17 protein-coding genes are annotated in these 19105 nt (G+C 51.4%); 8 read left to right on the top strand and 9 right to left on the bottom strand.

The features are described from left to right. The first annotated feature begins 89 nt into the window (after positions 1 to 89). Positions 90 to 599, top strand: coding sequence for an SOS-induced cell division inhibitor SulA (sulA, locus tag C2U41_RS05575; RefSeq protein WP_032936288.1), 510 nt, complete (start codon positions 90 to 92; stop codon positions 597 to 599). 357 nt (positions 600 to 956) lie between these two features. Next, a complete protein-coding gene (ompA, locus tag C2U41_RS05570; protein ID WP_103848624.1) occupies positions 957 to 2015 on the top strand; it encodes a porin OmpA in 1059 nt (352 codons plus the stop codon). A gap of 89 nt (positions 2016 to 2104) precedes the next feature. Here ompA and matP read toward each other — a convergent pair whose 3' ends face one another. Next, positions 2105 to 2557 (bottom strand): macrodomain Ter protein MatP, encoded by a 453-nt coding sequence (gene matP, locus C2U41_RS05565; RefSeq protein WP_003035881.1) that lies wholly within the window; start codon positions 2555 to 2557, stop codon positions 2105 to 2107. A gap of 185 nt (positions 2558 to 2742) precedes the next feature. Here matP and C2U41_RS05560 point away from each other — a divergent pair, with 185 nt between their 5' ends. Both C2U41_RS05560 and fabA read left to right on the top strand, forming a co-directional pair. Continuing rightward, positions 2743 to 4503, top strand: a complete 1761-nt coding sequence (locus C2U41_RS05560) for an AAA family ATPase (protein WP_032936291.1) — start codon at positions 2743 to 2745, stop codon at positions 4501 to 4503. Positions 4504 to 4571: 68 nt separating this feature from the next. Continuing rightward, entirely contained in the window at positions 4572 to 5090 is a 519-nt protein-coding gene (fabA, locus tag C2U41_RS05555; RefSeq protein WP_003035875.1) for a bifunctional 3-hydroxydecanoyl-ACP dehydratase/trans-2-decenoyl-ACP isomerase, read from the top strand. Positions 5091 to 5197: 107 nt separating this feature from the next. On the opposite strand, the gene rmf is transcribed toward fabA, so the two are convergent. The 6 genes from rmf to rlmKL all read right to left on the bottom strand — a co-directional run bounded on the left by rmf (position 5198) and on the right by rlmKL (position 13123). Then, complete coding sequence (gene rmf / locus C2U41_RS05550) at positions 5198 to 5365, bottom strand: ribosome modulation factor (protein ID WP_003035871.1); 168 nt, start codon at positions 5363 to 5365, stop codon at positions 5198 to 5200. A gap of 256 nt (positions 5366 to 5621) precedes the next feature. Continuing rightward, positions 5622 to 6185 (bottom strand): membrane integrity-associated transporter subunit PqiC, encoded by a 564-nt coding sequence (gene pqiC / locus C2U41_RS05545; RefSeq protein ID WP_032936292.1) that lies wholly within the window; start codon positions 6183 to 6185, stop codon positions 5622 to 5624. Then, complete coding sequence (pqiB, locus tag C2U41_RS05540) at positions 6182 to 7822, bottom strand: intermembrane transport protein PqiB (RefSeq protein WP_003836843.1); 1641 nt, start codon at positions 7820 to 7822, stop codon at positions 6182 to 6184. The genes pqiC and pqiB overlap by 4 nt, the downstream gene beginning before the upstream one ends. 4 nt (positions 7823 to 7826) lie before the next feature. Beyond that, the gene (pqiA, locus tag C2U41_RS05535; RefSeq protein WP_003035862.1) at positions 7827 to 9080 is read right to left on the bottom strand and encodes a membrane integrity-associated transporter subunit PqiA; all 1254 of its coding nucleotides are present in this window, start codon (positions 9078 to 9080) and stop codon (positions 7827 to 7829) included. Positions 9081 to 9094: 14 nt separating this feature from the next. After that, positions 9095 to 11002 carry an ABC transporter ATP-binding protein gene (locus tag C2U41_RS05530; protein WP_103848623.1) on the bottom strand — a complete coding sequence of 636 codons (1908 nt, stop codon included), beginning with the start codon at positions 11000 to 11002 and terminating at the stop codon, positions 9095 to 9097. 12 nt (positions 11003 to 11014) lie between these two features. Beyond that, on the bottom strand, positions 11015 to 13123 hold the full coding sequence (gene rlmKL, locus C2U41_RS05525; protein ID WP_103848622.1) for a bifunctional 23S rRNA (guanine(2069)-N(7))-methyltransferase RlmK/23S rRNA (guanine(2445)-N(2))-methyltransferase RlmL: 2109 nt from the start codon (positions 13121 to 13123) through the stop codon (positions 11015 to 11017). A gap of 98 nt (positions 13124 to 13221) precedes the next feature. Here rlmKL and C2U41_RS05520 point away from each other — a divergent pair, with 98 nt between their 5' ends. Further along, the gene (locus C2U41_RS05520; RefSeq protein WP_032936301.1) at positions 13222 to 14328 is read left to right on the top strand and encodes a YcbX family protein; all 1107 of its coding nucleotides are present in this window, start codon (positions 13222 to 13224) and stop codon (positions 14326 to 14328) included. Here C2U41_RS05520 and zapC read toward each other — a convergent pair. Together zapC and pyrD are read right to left on the bottom strand one after the other, a co-directional pair. Further along, on the bottom strand, positions 14325 to 14867 hold the full coding sequence (zapC, locus tag C2U41_RS05515; protein WP_003035852.1) for a cell division protein ZapC: 543 nt from the start codon (positions 14865 to 14867) through the stop codon (positions 14325 to 14327). The genes C2U41_RS05520 and zapC overlap by 4 nt on opposite strands. Before the next feature lie 165 nt (positions 14868 to 15032). Next, on the bottom strand, positions 15033 to 16043 hold the full coding sequence (gene pyrD, locus C2U41_RS05510; RefSeq protein ID WP_003831973.1) for a quinone-dependent dihydroorotate dehydrogenase: 1011 nt from the start codon (positions 16041 to 16043) through the stop codon (positions 15033 to 15035). Between the two features lie 367 nt (positions 16044 to 16410). On the opposite strand from pyrD, the gene ssuE reads away from it, so the two are divergent. From ssuE to ssuD, 3 genes are read left to right on the top strand one after another with little or no spacing between them, the layout of a single operon-like run. Beyond that, positions 16411 to 16986: an NADPH-dependent FMN reductase gene (gene ssuE, locus C2U41_RS05505; protein WP_032936304.1), complete on the top strand. Its 576-nt coding sequence runs from the start codon at positions 16411 to 16413 to the stop codon at positions 16984 to 16986. Next, complete coding sequence (locus C2U41_RS05500) at positions 16979 to 17953, top strand: sulfonate ABC transporter substrate-binding protein (RefSeq protein ID WP_032936305.1); 975 nt, start codon at positions 16979 to 16981, stop codon at positions 17951 to 17953. The genes ssuE and C2U41_RS05500 overlap by 8 nt, the downstream gene beginning before the upstream one ends. After that, positions 17950 to 19095 (top strand): FMNH2-dependent alkanesulfonate monooxygenase, encoded by a 1146-nt coding sequence (ssuD, locus tag C2U41_RS05495; RefSeq protein WP_032936307.1) that lies wholly within the window; start codon positions 17950 to 17952, stop codon positions 19093 to 19095. The genes C2U41_RS05500 and ssuD overlap by 4 nt, the downstream gene beginning before the upstream one ends. Positions 19096 to 19105: the final 10 nt, after the last annotated feature.

Genomic DNA, 19105 nt, shown 5'->3' with positions numbered 1-19105 from the left:
TGCGAACCTGTTTCCGAAAATAAGGTTGATCTTTGTTGATAGCAGGGTTACTGTATATTCATACAGTAACTCACAGGGCTGGATTGATTATGTACACTTCAGGCTATGCAAATCGTTCTTCGTCGTTCTCTTCCGCATCAAGCAGCATTGCGCGCGTTTCATCAGAGAACGCAACCGCTGGGCTTATCAGTGAAGTAGTCTATCGCGAGGACCAGCCCATGATGACGCAACTACTGCTGCTTCCTCTGCTGCAACAGTTAGGGCAGCAATCACGCTGGCAGCTGTGGCTGACGCCTCAGCAAAAATTAAGCCGGGAGTGGGTGCAGTCAGCCGGACTTCCATTGACAAAAGTAATGCAGATTAGTCAACTCTCCCCCTGCAATACGCTGGAATCGATGATCCGTGCGCTGCGCACAGGTAATTACAGTGTTGTTATCGGCTGGCTGGCGGAAGAATTAACGGAAGATGAACATGCCGAGCTGGTAAAAGCGGCTGATGAAGGAAATGCGATGGGTTTTATCATGCGTCCTGTTTGCGCACAGTCACTTGCGGGGAGACAGCATTCCGGGCTAAAAATTCACTCGAATTTGTATCATTGAGTAAAATTAGGATTTATCCTGGAATTTTTTTTCATGCTTCAATTTGCCTTTGAGCTTTAACGCGTTTTTCGTCCGAACGCCTGTCTCAAGCGGTTTTCAGGAAATCCTCAGTGCATTTAGTCATCAATAAATGTTAAATATTATGTATACAAGCCTTTTTTTTTCATATGCCTGACGGACTTCACACTTGTAAGTTTTCAACTACGTTGTAGACTTTACATCGCCAGGGGTGCTCGGCGTAAGCCGCAGATATCGGTAGAGCAACTATTGAACTGGTCCCCGGGTGAAGGATTTAACCGTGTTATCTCTCTTCGGAGATATTCATGGCGAATTTTGGATGATAACGAGGCGCAAAAAATGAAAAAGACAGCTATCGCAATTGCAGTGGCACTGGCTGGTTTCGCTACCGTGGCGCAGGCCGCTCCGAAAGATAACACCTGGTACGCTGGTGCTAAAATGGGCTGGTCTCAGTACCATGATATTGGCAACAACCAGATCAACAACACTGGCCCAACTCACGAAAGCCAATTGGGTGCTGGTGCGTTCGGTGGTTATCAGGTTAACCCGTACGTTGGTTTTGAAATGGGTTACGACTGGTTAGGCCGTATGCCGTACAAAGGCTACACCGACCAGACTCATCAAAACGGCGCTTTCAAAGCTCAGGGCGTTCAGCTGACCGCTAAACTGGGTTACCCAATCACTGACGATCTGGACGTTTATACCCGTCTGGGTGGTATGGTTTGGCGTGCAGACGCTAAAAACAACGAAGGCTTCAAAGACCACGACACTGGTGTATCCCCAGTATTCGCTGGTGGCGTAGAGTATGCAATTACTCCTGAAATCGCTACCCGTCTGGAATACCAGTGGACCAACAACATCGGTGACGCGAACACCGTTGGTGGTCGTCCGGATAACGGCCTGTTGAGCGTTGGTGTTTCTTACCGTTTCGGCCAGCAGGAAGAAGCAGCTCCAGTAGTTGTTGCTCCGGCTCCGGCTCCAGAAGTACAGACCAAGCACTTCACTCTGAAGTCTGACGTTCTGTTCAACTTCAACAAAGCAACTCTGAAACCAGAAGGCCAGCAGGCTCTGGACCAGATGTACAGCCAGCTGAGCAACCTGGATCCGAAAGACGGTTCCGTAGTGGTTCTGGGCTTCACTGACCGCATCGGTTCTGACGCTTACAACCAGGGTCTGTCCGAGAAACGTGCTCAGTCCGTTGTTGATTACCTGATCTCTAAAGGTATTCCTTCTGACAAAATCTCTGCACGTGGCATGGGTGAATCCAACCCAGTTACTGGCAACACCTGTGACAACGTGAAAGCTCGCGCTGCACTGATCGACTGCCTGGCTCCGGATCGTCGTGTTGAGATCGAAGTTAAAGGCATCAAAGACGTTGTAACTCAGCCTCAGGCTTAAGTTATCGTCTTATAAAAAAACCCCGCTATGCGGGGTTTTTTTTCATCTGTTTCCACTCAAAACAAGCCTCTTGTTACACCAGCCAACCGCTAGTCTTTTCCCAGCAACGCCTGTAAATCCTGCTTCAATGTCGACATTTTGTTCGCGTACTTCTCTTTATGCTCTGCGTCTTCAATCAGCTGCACTATAGTTTCAGAAAGCGTTTTTCCACGCCGCTGCGCAAGACCAGCCAGACGCTGCCAGACCATAAACTCCAGATCGATCGATTTCTTACGCGTATGTTGATGTTCTGCATTAAAGTGCCGCTTACGCCTCGCCCGGATCGTTTGCTTCATACGATTGAGCAGTGCAGGGTTCATGTATTCTTCAATCCAGGCGTTGACCCGAACCGGTTCATTTTCGAGGGTTAGCAACAAATCAACGGCTTCTTTGGCAGCGCTGGCTTCCACATAGCGGGTAATCAACTCCCCCTCGCGATGCTTCTTCACCAGGTACTTCCATTTCCATCCGCTTTCAAGATTTTCAAGTTGTTGATATTTCATTGCGATCTCAATGTTACCGTGTAACTCTTATCAGAATATCAGCTTTTTCGGCATCTGAAGAAAAGAATATCCAGCCTGTGAACTGCCGCGCGTCATCACAACCGTTTCGCGGCGCTTTCCTGGTGTTTAGTGGTGAGGGTTACGGTATAATCTCGTTTTTTACAACAGACTAAAAAACATCAACTTTGACCATTACGAAACTTGCATGGCGTGATCTGGTACCTGATACCGACAGTTATCAGGAAGTATTTGCACAGCCGCACGTCACTGACGACACCGACACCTTACTTAGTGATACTCAGCCACGTTTACAATTCGCGCTAGAGCAGCTTCTTCAGCACTGGACAACATCCTCGTTCATGTTGGTTAAAGCACCGGAAGAGCTTGAGTATCTCAACCTTATTGCAAAGGCTGCACGTCCCTTGCACACGGATGCAGGAAGCCTGACTGGCGGCCATTACGACATCTCCGGTCATACTATTCGTTATCGTACAGCTGAAAAAGCGGAAGACAATTTTGCGACGTTGACGCAGGTAGTCAGCGCTGACTGGGCCGAAGCCGAACAACTGTTTGGCTGCCTGCGTCAGTTCAATGGCGAAATTACGCTGCAGCCAGGTCTGGTACATCAGGCCAATGGGGGGGTGCTGGTTATCTCATTGCGCACGCTGTTGGCCCAACCGCTGTTGTGGATGCGCCTGAAAGCCATTGTCAGCCACGAGCGTTTTGATTGGGTGGCTTTTGATGAGTCTCGCCCGCTGCCTGTCTCTGTTCCGCCTATGCCGCTTAAACTGAAAGTGATTTTGGTGGGTGAGCGTGAATCGCTGGCGGATTTCCAGGACATGGAACCAGAGTTGGCTGAGCAGGCCATTTACAGCGAGTTTGAAGATAATCTGCAGATAGTGGATGCCGAAACCATGACGCAGTGGTGTCAGTGGGTCACGCATACTGCCATGCGCAATAATTTGCCTTACCCCGCTCCTGATGCCTGGCAGGTTTTGATCCGTGAAGCCGTCCGCTATACCGGTGAACAGGATACATTGCCGCTTAACCCGCTGTGGATCACCAGACAGTTCAAAGAGGTGGCCCCGTTATGCGAGAGCAAAACCTGCAACGCTGAGCAGTTCAGCCTGATGCTGGCTCAGCGCGAATGGCGTGAGGGATTCCTGGCTGAACGCATGCAGGATGAAATTCTGCAAGAGCAGATCCTTATCGAGACAGAAGGCGAGCGTATTGGCCAGATCAACGCCTTGTCGGTGATTGAGTTTCCAGGCCACCCACGCGCATTTGGCGAACCTTCTCGTATCAGTTGCGTCGTGCATATTGGCGACGGCGAGTTTACGGACATTGAGCGCAAAGCCGAGCTCGGCGGAAATATTCATGCCAAGGGTATGATGATTATGCAGGCGTTCCTGATGTCGGAACTCCAGCTTGAGCAGCAAATCCCCTTCTCTGCCTCGCTGACCTTTGAGCAATCTTACAGCGAAGTGGACGGTGACAGCGCGTCTATGGCAGAACTGTGCGCATTGATCAGCGCCCTCGCCGACGTGCCTGTTAATCAAAGTATCGCCATTACCGGTTCTGTCGATCAGTTTGGTCGGGCGCAACCTGTCGGTGGTCTGAATGAGAAAATTGAAGGTTTCTTCGCCATCTGCCAGCAGCGTGAGCTGACGGGCACGCAGGGCGTTATCATTCCTTCGGCTAACGTCAGACACCTCAGCCTGCATCCCGCACTGCTGCAGGCCATAGAAGAAGAAAAATTCACTATCTGGGCGGTGGACGACGTAACTGATGCGCTGCCACTGTTGTTAAATCTGGTGTGGGATGGCGAAGGCCAGACAACGCTGATGCAAACCATTCAGGAGCGTATTGCCACGGCTACGCAACAGGAAGGTCGTCACCGTTTTCCATGGCCGCTACGTTGGCTGAACTGGATTATTCCGAACTGATCGGACTTGTTCAGCGTACACGTGTTAGCTATCCTGCGTGCTTCAATAAAATAAGGCTTACAGAGAACATGGTAGATAAACGCGAATCCTATACGAAAGAAGACCTTCTTGCCTCTGGTCGCGGTGAACTGTTTGGCGCAAAAGGGCCACAACTGCCAGCACCAAGCATGCTGATGATGGACCGTGTCATCAAGATGACCGAAACCGGTGGCAACTTTGACAAAGGTTATGTTGAAGCTGAACTGGATATCAACCCAGACCTGTGGTTCTTCGGTTGTCACTTTATCGGCGATCCGGTGATGCCGGGCTGTCTGGGTCTCGACGCCATGTGGCAGCTGGTTGGATTCTATCTCGGCTGGCTGGGCGGCGAAGGTAAAGGCCGTGCGCTGGGCGTAGGTGAAGTTAAATTCACCGGCCAGGTTCTGCCGACTGCGAAGAAAGTCACTTACCGCATTCACTTCAAACGTATCGTTAACCGTCGCCTGATCATGGGCCTGGCTGATGGTGAAGTGCTGGTTGATGGTCGTCTGATCTACACCGCAAACGATCTGAAAGTGGGTCTGTTCCAGGACACTTCCGCGTTCTAATCCAGGACTGCGTAGCAGCCAGACATTAACGTTTCTCCGTTTTATCTGGTGTGCAAAAAGGCGAAACCTCCGCTCTGCGGAGGTTTCTTTTATCTAAAGAGACAGAATCAGGCCATTAAAACCCTATCCCCCATGGCTTCTCGCCAGCCTCCCAGCCAGTATGACCTCTGATTCAGCGTCTGATAGGGACACATTTCTTTTGAGCGTCCGGCAATGCCGGCCTGATATCCACGTTGATGTGCCCGTTCCAGGCGATCTCGTTTTTGTCTCTTCATGCCTCGTTTCCCTCATTTTTTGGTCTGGTGGAAAAGAAAACAGTGATTACTAAGTGTGCAATCACACTAAACGAATACCCCTAAACATTAGGCTCGTCAATGCGCAAAATTCACGCCAGTGTCATATTTGTGAGCTAGCCTCTAAATCATTTGTACAAAAATAGTCAGTCAGAACAGCTATCTCCACGGCTAAAAAAATAAAAAAAACCGCCCCGGGCGGTGAGCCAGGGGCGGCATAATTTACAATTATTTAAGCTTATGGGATGCGTTTCAGCTCTTGAGCAATAGCCGCCGCTTCCTGACTCCAGGCGTTAGCAAGAACCTTCACCATCTCATCGTAGCCGTCTTTAGTCTGTACAGCTTCGATGTGGAATGGACGTTTGATCAGTTGTCCCTGATGATTCAGCAACCATTCTCCACTCACGATAACCTTACCATCGTAACGACCGTGGAAGCCGGTTACGGTGACGTTCAGCGTGTCCTGAGTGCTTCCCAGCGGCTGCGAAGCAACAACCCAGCCAGGCAACTGCATGCTGAGGTTAGCAACCAGCGTATTGCGCAATTGCTGATCTAATGGGCTGGCCCAGAGATTATTATTGGCTATAACATATTGCACATCGCTGGTCTGGTAAACCACCCCATTACCGGCCAGATAATCAGGTACCGCAATCTGTTCAACCCACAGCAGACGGTTTCCCTGATTGGCGGAGCTCTGCACACCGCCTTGTGCGATAGGGAGCTGGTAATAGCTTTTATTCTCTCCGCTGGAGCTGCATGACGTCAGCCAGACCGCCATCATCACCACTAGCCACTTTTTCATTGTTTCGCCCTCTTCGGCTCTGGATCTTTTTTGTCCTTCGCTTCAAATACCAGCGCATTACTCTTATCGTTCAGCGTTTTCAGTACCGGTTGCAGTTCACGTAGCACCTGATCAAGACGCTGCATATCTGCCACCATCTTGTTGTAGGCCGCAGAACCAGGCTGGAAGCCCTGCATGCTACGATTTAGTTCACGCAGCGTGTTCTGCATATCCGCCGGAAGATCCTGCATCGACTGGCTGGACGTGATCTTGTTCATGTTATCCAGCGTGGTTTGCAGATGCTTCATCGTGCGCTGGCTTTCCGACAGCGTATTGGTTGCCTGCTCAATCATCGGGTTCAGCGGCAGATTATTAATCTTATCCAACGCTTCCATCAGACGCTGTTGGATCTGCGCCAGACCACCGCTCACGGTCGGAATAATTTGATAACCATTAAATTCGCGTACACCAGTAATCGGCGGCTCTTTCGGATAGAAGTCGAGATCGACATAAAGCGCGCCGGTCACCAGGTTCCCGGTTTTGAGCGATGCCCGTAATCCGCGTTTAAGCAATTCCGCCAGATGAGCACCAACATCAGTATCTTCGCCCAGCTGCGCCTTCAGACGTTCTGGTTCGATGCGTACCAGCACCGGAATGCGATAATCATTGTTGAACACCTGGCGCATATTCGGTGAGAAGAAAGGCACTTTACTCACCGTACCCAAGCGGATGCCACGGAATTCCAGCGGCGCACCAGGCTGCAGGCCACGAATCGAATCTTTAAAGAACATCAGATAATCGATATGATCGGTATACAGTGAATCCTGAATACTTTTTTGATCGTCATAAAGATTAAACGCTGACTGTTGTGCGACCGGCTCGCCCTGCTCTAAACCTTCTGGCACATCAAAACTTACACCACCGCCAAACAGCGTGGAGAGCGAACCCATTTCTACGCGCATACCTGCTGAGGTAAGATCTACGGCGATCCCGCTGTCTTTCCAGAAACGCACATTACTGGTCACCAGACGATCGTTAGGCGCATTAATGAAAAGCTGATAGCTGATCGTACGCTTTTGCGCATCAAATGTGCTGGTTTCAACCGAACCTACACGATAGCCGCGAAAAAGCACCGGATCGCCCGGACTCAACTGACCGGCTTTTTTGCTGTCCAGAATCACACGGATCCCTTTTGCATCTGGCGGGGCCAGTGGCGGTGAATCCAGCAGTTGGTAATTTTCCAGCTTACTGCCTTTATTGCCAGGCTGCAGTTCAATATAAGCCCCCGACAATAGCGTGCCGAGCCCACTGATACCTTCACGTCCAACCTGCGGCTTCACCACCCAAAAGACAGAATCTTTATGCAGCAGCTTTTCCATTCCGGAGTTAAGGCGCGCTTTAATCTCCACATGGGTCAGATCATCCGTCAGGGTTGCGCTCTCAACGATGCCGACGTCCACACTGCGGCTCTTAATCGTCGTCTTGCCCCCTTCAATACCTTCGGCATTGGTGGTAATAAGCGTGACCTGTGGCCCCTGATGACTGTAGTGATAAAACAGAACCCACGCGCCAATGAGTGCAGTGACGATAGGAAATATCCACACGGGCGACCAGTTTTTTACCTTTTGCACTTTGGCTTCCCCACTTTTAGATTCCATGCTGTCAGGACTCCTCATGGCCTGGTTCTGGTTCACGATCCCACGACAGACGCGGATCAAATGTCATCGCAGAAAACATTGTCATAATGACGACTAAAGCAAACATCAAAGCACCCATTGCAGGATAAATGTTCATTAACCCTCCCATGCGCACCAGCGCAGAGAGTACCGCAATCACAAAGACGTCGATCATTGACCAGCGACCGACAAATTCCACGACCTCATAAATTAAATGCATCCGTTCACTGTCGCGCTTGCCGTGCCCCTTGGCGTCCCAGCATAGCCAGGCAATGGCGATCATTTTCAACGTCGGCACCATAATACTGGCGATAAAGATAACCGCAGCCACCGGATACGAGCCTTCGCTCCAGATTAAAACCACCCCCTCAAGTATGGTTGACGGCAGCTTTGACCCGAGCAAATCGGTAATCATAATCGGCAGAATATTGGCAGGAAGATAAAGCATGATTGACGTAAACAGTAATGCCAACGTCCATTGCAGACTGTTTTTACGCCGCACATAGCCTTTCGTCTGACAGCGTGGGCACACCCGTTCATCAGCGGGAAGTATTGCAGTGCAGCAAGAGCAGGAACGCAGTCCCTGTCGGATGCCAGGCACGCCAGGTTTTAAGGCCTGCTTTATGACAGGCATTGGCGCAATATCATCCCATAGCCAGCGACGGTCAACGCACTGAAATGCACGCAACTGTAAAACGCAAAAGAAGCACCACGGAATAAAGCTGCTGCCCACGCCGATATCGCCGTAGGCCATCAGCTTAACAAAGCTCACCAGCACGCCGGCGAGGAAGATTTCTGCCATTCCCCAGCTTTTTAACTGAAACAAAATGCGCGCCAGCCATGCTTTAAGCCGCTCGGGCATCTGAACCCGGTTTACCAGTAGCAGGATCGTCAGCAGGCAAAAGGCCGGAACCAGCTGAACGAATAAGATAAAGAAGGTGCCGAGACTGGCGTAATCTTCAGAAAAGAGCACGCTGGGAATTTGCAGCAACGTCACTTCACTACTCACACCTGCGACGTTCATATTCACAAAGGGAAAGAGGTTTGACAGCAGCAGCATAAATAGTGCGGCTAAAACATAGGCAGTGGGACGCTGCCGGGGCGCGTCCCACTCAACGGTTAACGTAGTGCCACATCGTGGACATGCCGCTTTCTGACCATGCTCAAGGCGAGGTAACGCCACCAGCATGTCACACTGCGAGCACAAAATATGCTTCGCGGCATGGTGATGTTCGCACATAGGTGCTCCTTTAATTATGCGCCATTCTTCAAAGACTCAAGATAGTCCCAGCGCTCAAAGGCTTGCTCAAGTTCTTGTTCCGCTTCGTTCAAATTAGCTAACACCTGTTGCGTTTGCTCGTGAGGCTGACTGAAAAACGCGGCGTCAGCAACCTGAGCCTGTAAGGCTTCCAGCTTAGCTTCCAGTTCTTCAAGCAACGCGGGGAGCTGCTCCAGTTCGCGCTGCAGTTTATAGCTTAGTTTGCTGGTGCCGCGTTTGACAATTTCTGCTTTAGGAGCGGCTGGCTCCTCTGTTTTTTTCGCAACTGGCTGCTTAAACGCCACATACTGCGATTGTTGACTGCGCGCATCATGATAACCGCCGACATAACGACCAATTTTACCGCCGCCTTCGAAGATCCAGCATTCGGTCACGGTATTATCGACAAACTGACGGTCGTGGCTCACCAGCAGCACGGTGCCCTGGTAGCTATCAATCAACTCTTCGAGCAGTTCTAGCGTTTCGACGTCAAGATCGTTCGTTGGTTCATCGAGAATCAACAGATTGCTGGGTTTCAGGAACAAACGTGCCAATAACAGGCGATTACGTTCCCCGCCAGAGAGCGCACGTACTGGCGTCATCGCACGTTTCGGATGGAACAGGAAGTCCTGCAGGTAACCCAGCACATGGCGAGGTTTACCGTTAACCATCACCTCTTGCTTACCTTCAGCCAGGTTGTCCATCACGGTTTTATCGGGATCCAGTTCGGCGCGGTGCTGATCGAAATAGGCCACTTCCAGCTTGGTACCGACGTGAATGCGTCCGCTGTCAGCCTGAAGCTGACCTAACATCAACTTCAGCAGCGTTGTTTTGCCGCAGCCGTTAGGTCCGATTAGCGCGATCTTGTCGCTACGCTGCACCTGCGCGGAGAAATCTTTCACCAGCTGCTTTCCGTCAACCTGGTAATCCACATTCTCCATTTCGAAAACAATCTTGCCTGAACGGCTAGCCTCTTCGACTTGCATCTTCGCTGTGCCCATCACTTCGCGACGTTCGCCACGCTCGCGACGCATGGCTTTCAGTGCGCGCACGCGACCTTCGTTACGCGTACGACGCGCTTTGATACCCTGACGGATCCAGACTTCTTCCTGCGCCAACTTGCGGTCAAATTCCGCGTTTTGTAACTCTTCTACGCGCAACGCTTCTTCTTTATCCAGCAGATACTGATCGTAGCTCCCCGGATAGGTCACCAGCTTGCCGCGATCAAGATCGACAATACGCGTCGCCATATTGCGGATAAATGAACGGTCATGGGAAATGAAAATAATTGTCCCATTGAAGGTTTTCAGGAACCCTTCCAGCCAGTCGATGGTTTCAATATCCAGGTGGTTCGTCGGTTCATCCAACAGCAGCACGCGCGGGTTGCTCACTAACGCGCGGCCCAGCGCCGCCTTACGTAGCCAGCCGCCGGAAAGCGATGCCAGCTCCATGTCTGCTTCCAGGCCAAGCTGTTCCAGTACTTCATTAATACGGTTTTCCAGCTGCCACAGATTGTGGTGATCCAGCTGTTCCTGAACCTTCGCCAGTTCCTGGAGGTTTTTATCACTCGGATCGGCGATCACCAGATGCGAGATATCGTGATAACGCTTGAGGTAAACCGCCTGTTCTGCAATCCCTTCGGCGACAAAATCGTAGACGCTACCCTGCACGTTGCGCGGCGGATCCTGCTGCAGACGCGCCACAACCAGATCCTGCTCATAAATAATACGCCCATCGTCAAGACCCTGTTCACGGTTCAGGATCTTCATCAGCGTCGATTTGCCCGCGCCATTACGGCCAACCAGACAGACCCGCTCGTTATCTTCGATATGCAGTTCAGCATTATCAAGAAGCGGCGCATCGCTAAACGACAGCCATGCACCATGCATACTGATTAATGACATTTAATTTTCCTTTCAGGCTGCGGTAATCAGCCAGCAATTGTGGATCTGACGGTTACGGGCAAAGTCCTGGGAAAGCGTTTTTTGGGTGATTTCTTGTGCTTTCAATCCCAGTTCAGCCAAACCGTCGAGATCCATACGGAACCCACGTTTGTTGTTGGAGAACATGATCGTGCCGTCTTTACGCAGCAAACGTTTCAGATCTTTCATCAGCGCCAGATGATCGCGCTGCACATCAAACGAGTCTTCCATACGTTTTGAGTTAGAGAACGTCGGCGGATCGATGAAAATCAGATCAAACTGTTCATTGGCATCACGCAACCAGCCCAGGCAATCGGCCTGAATTAAACGGTGAGCGCGACCGCTCAGGCCGTTCAGACGCAGGTTGCGTTCCGCCCATTCCAGATAGGTACGCGACATATCAACCGTCGTGGTGCTACGCGCACCGCCCAATCCTGCATGTACGCTGGCGCTGCCGGTGTAGGAGAACAGGTTAAGGAAGTCCTTACCTTTACTCATCTGCCCCAGCATACGGCGCGCAATACGGTGATCGAGGAATAAACCCGTATCAAGGTAGTCAGTCAGGTTCACCCACAGGCGCGCGTTGTACTCGCTTACCTCAATGAATTCACCCTTCTCATTCATCTTCTGATACTGATTCTTGCCTTTCTGCCGTTCACGGGTTTTCAGCACCAGTTTATTGGGTGCGATTTCCAGTACTGACAGCGTTGCGGCAATAATGTCAAACAGGCGTTGGCGCGCTTTTTGCGCATCAACTGTCTTCGGTGGGGCATATTCCTGAACCACGACCCACTCACCGTAACGATCCACAGCAACGTTGTATTCCGGCAGATCAGCGTCATACAGGCGATAACATTCAATGCCTTCCTGGCGCGCCCATTTTTCCAGTTTCTTGATGTTCTTGCGCAGGCGGTTAGCATAATCTTCCGCGACCGTGGCAGGCTTGCTGTCCGCGGTGGTCTCTGCAACGTGATAGTTTTTCTGCACACAATCCAGCGGGCCGTTTTTCGCCTTGAACTGCTTGTCGGCACGTAATTGCAGGCTGCTGAGCAGATCCGGAGAGGCGCTGAACAGCGACAAATTCCAGCCGCCAAACTGGTTTTTCATCGTACGGCCCAGCAGGCTGTGCAGGGCAATCAGCGCCGGTTCGCTATCCAGACGTTCGCCGTAAGGCGGGTTACTGATAACTGTCCCATACGGTCCTTTCGGCAACGGATTGCTCAGTTTGGCGACATCTTTAACCTCAAACGTCATCAGATCGGCGATACCGGCGCGGCGAGCGTTACTGCGCGCTTTTTCAATCACGCGCGCATCGCTGTCGGATCCATAAAAATGCGAGGTATAGTCAGCCAGTCCCTTACGCGCACGCACCTGCGCTTCGGCTTTAACTTCTTGCCAGACGGCTTCGTCGTGCTGCGCCCAACCGCTGAAGCCCCAGTACCCGCGGTGCAGGCCCGGCGCGCGATCGGTTGCCCACATCGCAGCTTCAATCAGCAGTGTGCCGGAACCACACATCGGATCGAGTAACGGGGTTCCCGGCTGCCAGCCAGAACGCATAACAATAGCGGCGGCCAGCGTTTCTTTAATCGGTGCCTGACCCGCGCGATCGCGATAGCCACGCTGGTGCAAACCATCACCGCTCAGATCGAGCGCAATGCTGGCGGTATCTTTATTCAACCAGACGTTGATGCGCAGATCCGGAGATTCACGATCCACATTCGAACGCGGCATATTTTTACGGGTAAATGCATCGACAATCGCATCCTTGACCTTTAGCGCGCCGTACTGGCTGTTACGAATGGTTTCGTTCAGGCCGCTAAAATGAACGGCAAACGTAGCACCAGGGTTAAATATCTCTGTCCAGTCGATTGCCTGAACGCCGAGGTACAGATCAAGATCGCTGTAGACCTTGCACTCTCCCATCGGCATGATAATGCGCGAGGCCAGGCGACTCCACATCAGGCTCTGGTAAACAAGCCGCGTGTCGCCCTTAAAATGGACCCCACCCTGAACGACCTGACACTCCAGCGCGCCGAGGTTTTCCAGTTCAGTTTTTAACAGCTCTTCCAGCCCGCGGGCCGTACTGGCAAACAGAGAATTCATAATGTCACTTTTACTCCGAGAAAATTGCTGCGCATTATAGCTAATATGGGCTGTATGTCATAAAGTTGAAGGCTTATTTTCATTCGAGGGGCTGTACAGTGGTCACGTTAACCCGACTTTTTATTCATCCGGTTAAATCAATGCGCGGCATTGGGCTTACGCATGCCCTGGCAGATATTAGCGGTCTCGCCTTTGATCGCATATTTATGATCACTGAACCTGATGGAACGTTCATAACCGCCCGCCAGTTCCCACAAATGGTCCGTTTTACGCCTTCCCCATTCCACGATGGGCTGCATCTTACGGCTCCAGACGGCAGCAGTGCGCTCGTACGGTTTGCCGACTTCGCCACCCAGGATGCGCCAACTGAAGTATGGGGTAATCATTTTACCGCGCGCATTGCGCCAGTGGCTATTAACCAGTGGCTTAGCAGTTTTTTCTCCCGTGACGTGCAGTTACGCTGGGTCGGTCCGCAGCTGACGCGCCGTGTAAAACGACATGTTGATGTTCCTTTATCCTTCGCTGATGGTTATCCCTATCTGCTGGCCAACGAAGCATCCCTGCGCGATGTGCAACAGCGCTGTCCGGCAAGCGTCAAAATGGAACAGTTTCGCCCCAATCTGGTGGTTTCAGGAGCTGGTGCCTGGGAAGAAGATACCTGGAAAGTGATTCGTATTGGCGACGTCATTTTTGATGTTGCAAAACCCTGTAGCCGCTGTATTTTCACTACCGTTAGCCCGGAAAAAGGCCAGAAACATCCATCCGGCGAACCGCTCGCAACACTGCAAACCTTCCGAACTGCGGTAGATAACGGCGATGTCGATTTCGGCCAGAATCTTATCGCACGCAACAGTGGCGTTATTCGCGTCGGCGATGAGGTAGAAATTTTGGCAACCGGCCCCGCCAGAGCGTACGGCGCGGCGGAATCAGACGACACTGCACCCGAACAACAACCTGATGCCACGGTGCTTATTGACTGGCAGGGACAGACCTTTCGCGGAAATAATCAGCAGGTATTGCTTGAGCAGCTGGAAAACCAGGGTATCCGGGTTCCCTATTCATGCCGGGCAGGCATTTGCGGATGCTGTCGAATTCGACTGGTAGATGGCGAAGTTAGCCCGTTGAAGAAATCAGCGATAGGGGACGACGGAACGATTCTGTGCTGCAGCTGTATTCCCAAAACGGCAATCAGGCTGGAGAGCTAAACCGCCTGCTCAAGGCTGAAACTGTCAACTACTGCTTGCGGTTTCAGTCTGTCATTCATTATTTTAATCGCATCGCCAAGCTGCATCGTGCGCCCGGCGATAACCACACCAGGTTGCGCAAGCAGACAAAGCGCGGCGTTTTCACCCGGCTCAACCACTAACAGGTTTACCTGTTCATCGGTATCGCTTAAATCAACACAGGCAGCGTCACCCACGACCGGCGACCAGTTAATACCGTGTGCAACAAAGTGCCAGCTTTTCGGCATTTGCGGTTTGAGATAACGAATCGCCACCAACGCATTGAGCACCAGTTCCGCTTTTTGTTCTTTGGCTAAATCCAGGTAGCGACATTTTTCTTCAAAGGAAAAATAAAGCGCGGCGTCATCAACACAAAAACCTGACGGAGAAAATGCATCAGGAGTGAGCATTTTACGAGCAAAACGCGAGCGGAATAACATGCCATTGGCTAAATCGAGCATCATACGATCATGCTCTTCATCATAATACCAGCGCCAGTTATCGTCGGGTTTAATTCGCATCAGTTTCTCTCCTTTCCTTAATCATCACCGTTACGACAGTATCCTTTTGCCGCTTCGTTTATTGCCCTAATAATAAAAGCTCAGAATGTTTAAATAAGCAACAGTAAAGGAATATAAAACAACCAGGGCTAGAAATAAAGCCCTGGTTTGTGATTAAGGTAGCATTCAGATATTGCTGACGATTTCTTTTATCAACGGCGGACCTTTAAAAATAAAGCCCGAATAAATCTGTACGAGGGTTGCACCAGCAGCTATTTTCTCACGTGCAGCAATCACCGAATCGATACCACCAACACCAATAATCGGCAGCTGGCCTTTTAATTCCTGAGACAACTGGCGAATAATTTCTGTACTTTTTAATTGTAATGGTCGACCGCTCAGGCCACCCATTTGATCGCAATTTTTCATTCCTTGAACGAGAGAACGATCGAGCGTGGTGTTAGTCGCAATTACGCCATCAATATTATGACGAACTAAACTGTCAGCAACCTGGATCAGTTCTTCCACAGAAAGATCCGGCGCGATCTTTACCGCCACTGGAACATATTTATGGTGGATCGCTTGCAGATCATTTTGCTTATTTTTAATTGCCGTCAGGAGATCGTCTAGCGCCTCGCCGTATTGCAGCGTACGTAATCCCGGCGTATTCGGTGAAGAGATATTAATCGCGATATAACCCGCATAAGCATAGACTTTTTCCATACAAATCAGATAGTCATCTTTGCCGTTCTCTACTGGGGTATCTTTATTCTTACCAATATTAATCCCCAGAATACCGTCAAAATGCGATTTTTTAACGTTCTCAACCAGGTTATCAACCCCGTGGTTATTAAACCCCATACGGTTGATCAAACCTTCTGCATCGACCAGACGGAACAGACGCGGTTTATCGTTACCCGGCTGAGGGCGTGGCGTCACGGTACCAATCTCAATGGAACCAAATCCCATCGCGCCGAGCGCATCAATGCACTCCCCGTCTTTATCCAGTCCGGCAGCAAGCCCGAGCGGATTTTTAAACGTCAACCCCATACAGGTAACCGGTTTTGCCGGTACTTTCTGGCGCACAAGCGCTTCAAGCGGTGTGCCGGTAATGCGACGTAATTGCTGGAATGTCAATTCATGAGCGCGCTCTGGATCGAGCTGAAAAAGGGCTTTACGAACGAAGGGGTAGTACATGAACTCTCCTGGATTCCCGGTGTGCAAACCGGGGGCGTATTATGTGCGATCGCGAGTAAAAAGGGAATTGACCTGCGGCAATAAATAGCAATCGTTTTCCTCGCCCCTGCTTTTTACACCCTAAATAATTCGAGTTGCAGGAAGGCGGCGACGCAGCAAATTCCCAGGAACGTACACCAGTACGTGACTGGGGTGAGCGAGGAAAGCCAACGCACATGCAACTTGAAGTATGACGGGTATATTTATTTTTCGACTTTTCTATCCCGTATAAATCATTTCGATAAACAAAATCTCTCTGCCAGACTGCATAAATTGTTATCAATGTTAAGCAAAAGCAAACAATTAGTTATAAGGGGAGATTAAAATTATGCGCGTCATTACTCTGGCGGGAAGCCCACGCTTTCCCTCTCGCTCCAGCGCGTTACTGGAATATGCCCGAGAAAAACTAAACGGTCATGATGTCGAAGTCTTTCACTGGAACCTGCATAACTTTGCCCCGGAAGACCTAATCTATGCCCGTTTTGACAGTCCGGCGTTGAAGACATTTAGCGAACAATTGCAGGATGCAGACGGGCTGATTGTCGCCACGCCGGTCTATAAAGCCGCTTACTCTGGCGCCCTGAAAACCCTGCTCGATCTGCTCCCCGAGCGAGCGCTGGAAGGGAAAGTAGTTTTGCCGTTGGCTACCGGCGGCAGCGTGGCGCATTTGCTTGCCGTCGATTACGCGCTGAAACCGGTACTGAGCGCATTAAAGGCCCAGGAGATCCTGCACGGTGTGTTTGCCGATGATTCGCAGGTAATTGATTATCAACATAAACCTCAGTTTACGCCTAACCTTCAGCAGCGTCTGGACAGTGCGCTCGATACCTTCTGGCTGGCGTTACATCGTCGCTATGTCCAACTTCCTCAACTGAACACCCTGCGAGGTGCCGCCCATGCTTAATCTTCTCAAGCGTCACACGTCATGGCTGGCACTGAGTGGGTTGTTGTCGCTATCAACTTTGGGGCATGCCGCAGAATCGGCCCCCGATGCCTTGCGTATTGGTTACCAGAAAGGAAGCGTCAGTATGGTACTGGCCAAAAGCCATCAGCTACTGGAGAAACGCTATCCGCAGACTAAAATCTCGTGGATTGAATTCCCGGCTGGGCCGCAAATGCTGGAAGCGCTCAACATCGGCAGTATCGATCTCGGCAGCACCGGTGATATTCCGCCAATTTTCGCCCAGGCTGCCGGAGCCGATCTGGTTTACGTGGGCGTCGAGCCGCCCAAGCCGAAAGCCGAAGTGATTCTGGTGCCGAAAAATAGCCCGATCCAGAGCGTCGCGCAGCTTAAAGGACATAAAGTCGCTTTCCAGAAAGGTTCCAGCGCCCACAATTTACTACTCCGGGCGCTGCAACAGGCTGGACTGAAATTCACCGATATTCAACCGACCTATCTGACTCCCGCCGACGCGCGAGCAGCCTTTCAGCAAGGAAACGTTGATGCATGGGCTATCTGGGACCCCTATTATTCCGCCGCGTTACTGCAAGGTGATGTACGCGTGCTAAAAGACGGCTCAGACCTCAAGCAAACCGGTTCGTTTTATCTCGCCGCCCGTCCCTATGCCGAGAAAAATGGCGCATTTGTTATTGGCGTACTGGATACCTTTAGCCAGGCCGATGCGTTAACCCTCAGCCAGCGCCAGCAAAGTATTACCCTGCTGGCCAAAACCATGGGACTATCAGAACCGGTGATTGCGTCTTATCTGGATCACCGTCCGCCAACCACCATTGTGCCAGTCAACGCCTCTGTTGCAGCCCTGCAACAACAAACCGCCGATCTGTTTTATGACAACCGTCTGGTGCCGAAAAAAATCGATATTCGCCAGCGTATCTGGCAACCCACTCAGCAGGCAGGAGAAAAATTATGAGTCTGAACATGTTTTGGTTTTTACCCACCCATGGTGACGGTCATTATCTTGGAACGGAAGAGGGTTCGCGCCCTGTCGATCACGGTTATCTGCAACAAATCGCGCAAACGGCCGATCGTCTTGGGTTTACCGGCGTTCTGATCCCAACTGGTCGCTCTTGCGAAGATGCCTGGCTGGTCGCCGCCTCGATGATCCCGGTCACCCAGCGATTAAAGTTTCTGGTCGCGCTGCGTCCAAGCGTTACCTCGCCAACGGTTGCCGCACGTCAGGCTGCAACGCTCGACAGACTCTCAAATGGCCGGGCGTTATTTAACCTGGTGACCGGCAGCGATCCACAGGAACTGGCAGGCGACGGCGTGTTCCTCGATCACACCGAGCGCTATGAAGCCTCTGCTGAATTTACTCAGGTCTGGCGGCGCTTGCTGCAAGGTGAAACGGTGGATTTCAACGGCAAACATATTCACGTCCGCGGCGCGAAGCTGTTTTTCCCTCCCGTACAACAACCCCGACCACCGCTTTATTTCGGCGGCTCGTCTGATGTCGCACAAGATCTTGCTGCAGAACAGGTTGATCTCTACCTGACCTGGGGCGAGCCGCCCGAACAGGTGAAAGCGAAGATTGAACAGGTGCGGGCCAAAGCAGCGGCGCTCGGGCGCAAGATTCGCTTCGGTATTCGTCTGCATGTGATCGTACGAGAGACAACGCACGAGGCATGGCAGGCAGCGGATCGTCTGATAGCCCATCTGGATGACGACACCATCGCCAAAGCCCAGGCCGCCTTCTCAAAAACGGATTCGGTTGGTCAGCATCGAATGGCTGCACTGCACAACGGTAAACGCGACAAACTGGAAATTAGCCCGAACCTGTGGGCAGGGGTAGGACTGGTACGCGGTGGCGCAGGGACCGCACTGGTTGGAGACGGTCCTACGGTCGCAGCACGTATTAACGAGTATGCCGCGCTGGGCATCGACAGCTTTGTGCTGTCCGGCTATCCGCATCTGGAAGAAGCGTACAAGGTTGGTGAGCTGCTGTTCCCGCATCTGGATGTCGCGATACCAGAAATTCCGCAACCGCAGCGCCTGCAACAGCAAGGAGAAGCGGTTGCAAACGAATTCATCCCGCGCAAAGTCGCACAAAGCTAAGGAGCGGCTA

Source organism: Citrobacter freundii complex sp. CFNIH4 (genome assembly GCF_002934505.1).
GTDB lineage: Bacteria > Pseudomonadota > Gammaproteobacteria > Enterobacterales > Enterobacteriaceae > Citrobacter > Citrobacter freundii.
This window is presented reverse-complemented; position numbering and strand designations above follow the sequence as displayed.

What these genes read in the sequence shown, in the direction of transcription:
- sulA (WP_032936288.1), top strand. Translation starts at nt 90, where the DNA reads ATGTACACTTCAGGCTATGCAAATCGTTCTTCGTCGTTCTCTTCCGCA.
- ompA (WP_103848624.1), top strand. Translation starts at nt 957, where the DNA reads ATGAAAAAGACAGCTATCGCAATTGCAGTGGCACTGGCTGGTTTCGCT.
- matP (WP_003035881.1), bottom strand. Translation starts at nt 2,557, where the DNA reads ATGAAATATCAACAACTTGAAAATCTTGAAAGCGGATGGAAATGGAAG.
- fabA (WP_003035875.1), top strand. Translation starts at nt 4,572, where the DNA reads ATGGTAGATAAACGCGAATCCTATACGAAAGAAGACCTTCTTGCCTCT.
- rmf (WP_003035871.1), bottom strand. Translation starts at nt 5,365, where the DNA reads ATGAAGAGACAAAAACGAGATCGCCTGGAACGGGCACATCAACGTGGA.
- pqiC (WP_032936292.1), bottom strand. Translation starts at nt 6,185, where the DNA reads ATGAAAAAGTGGCTAGTGGTGATGATGGCGGTCTGGCTGACGTCATGC.
- pqiB (WP_003836843.1), bottom strand. Translation starts at nt 7,822, where the DNA reads ATGGAATCTAAAAGTGGGGAAGCCAAAGTGCAAAAGGTAAAAAACTGG.
- pqiA (WP_003035862.1), bottom strand. Translation starts at nt 9,080, where the DNA reads ATGTGCGAACATCACCATGCCGCGAAGCATATTTTGTGCTCGCAGTGT.
- C2U41_RS05530 (WP_103848623.1), bottom strand. Translation starts at nt 11,002, where the DNA reads ATGTCATTAATCAGTATGCATGGTGCATGGCTGTCGTTTAGCGATGCG.
- rlmKL (WP_103848622.1), bottom strand. Translation starts at nt 13,123, where the DNA reads ATGAATTCTCTGTTTGCCAGTACGGCCCGCGGGCTGGAAGAGCTGTTA.
- zapC (WP_003035852.1), bottom strand. Translation starts at nt 14,867, where the DNA reads ATGCGAATTAAACCCGACGATAACTGGCGCTGGTATTATGATGAAGAG.
- pyrD (WP_003831973.1), bottom strand. Translation starts at nt 16,043, where the DNA reads ATGTACTACCCCTTCGTTCGTAAAGCCCTTTTTCAGCTCGATCCAGAG.
- ssuE (WP_032936304.1), top strand. Translation starts at nt 16,411, where the DNA reads ATGCGCGTCATTACTCTGGCGGGAAGCCCACGCTTTCCCTCTCGCTCC.
- C2U41_RS05500 (WP_032936305.1), top strand. Translation starts at nt 16,979, where the DNA reads ATGCTTAATCTTCTCAAGCGTCACACGTCATGGCTGGCACTGAGTGGG.
- ssuD (WP_032936307.1), top strand. Translation starts at nt 17,950, where the DNA reads ATGAGTCTGAACATGTTTTGGTTTTTACCCACCCATGGTGACGGTCAT.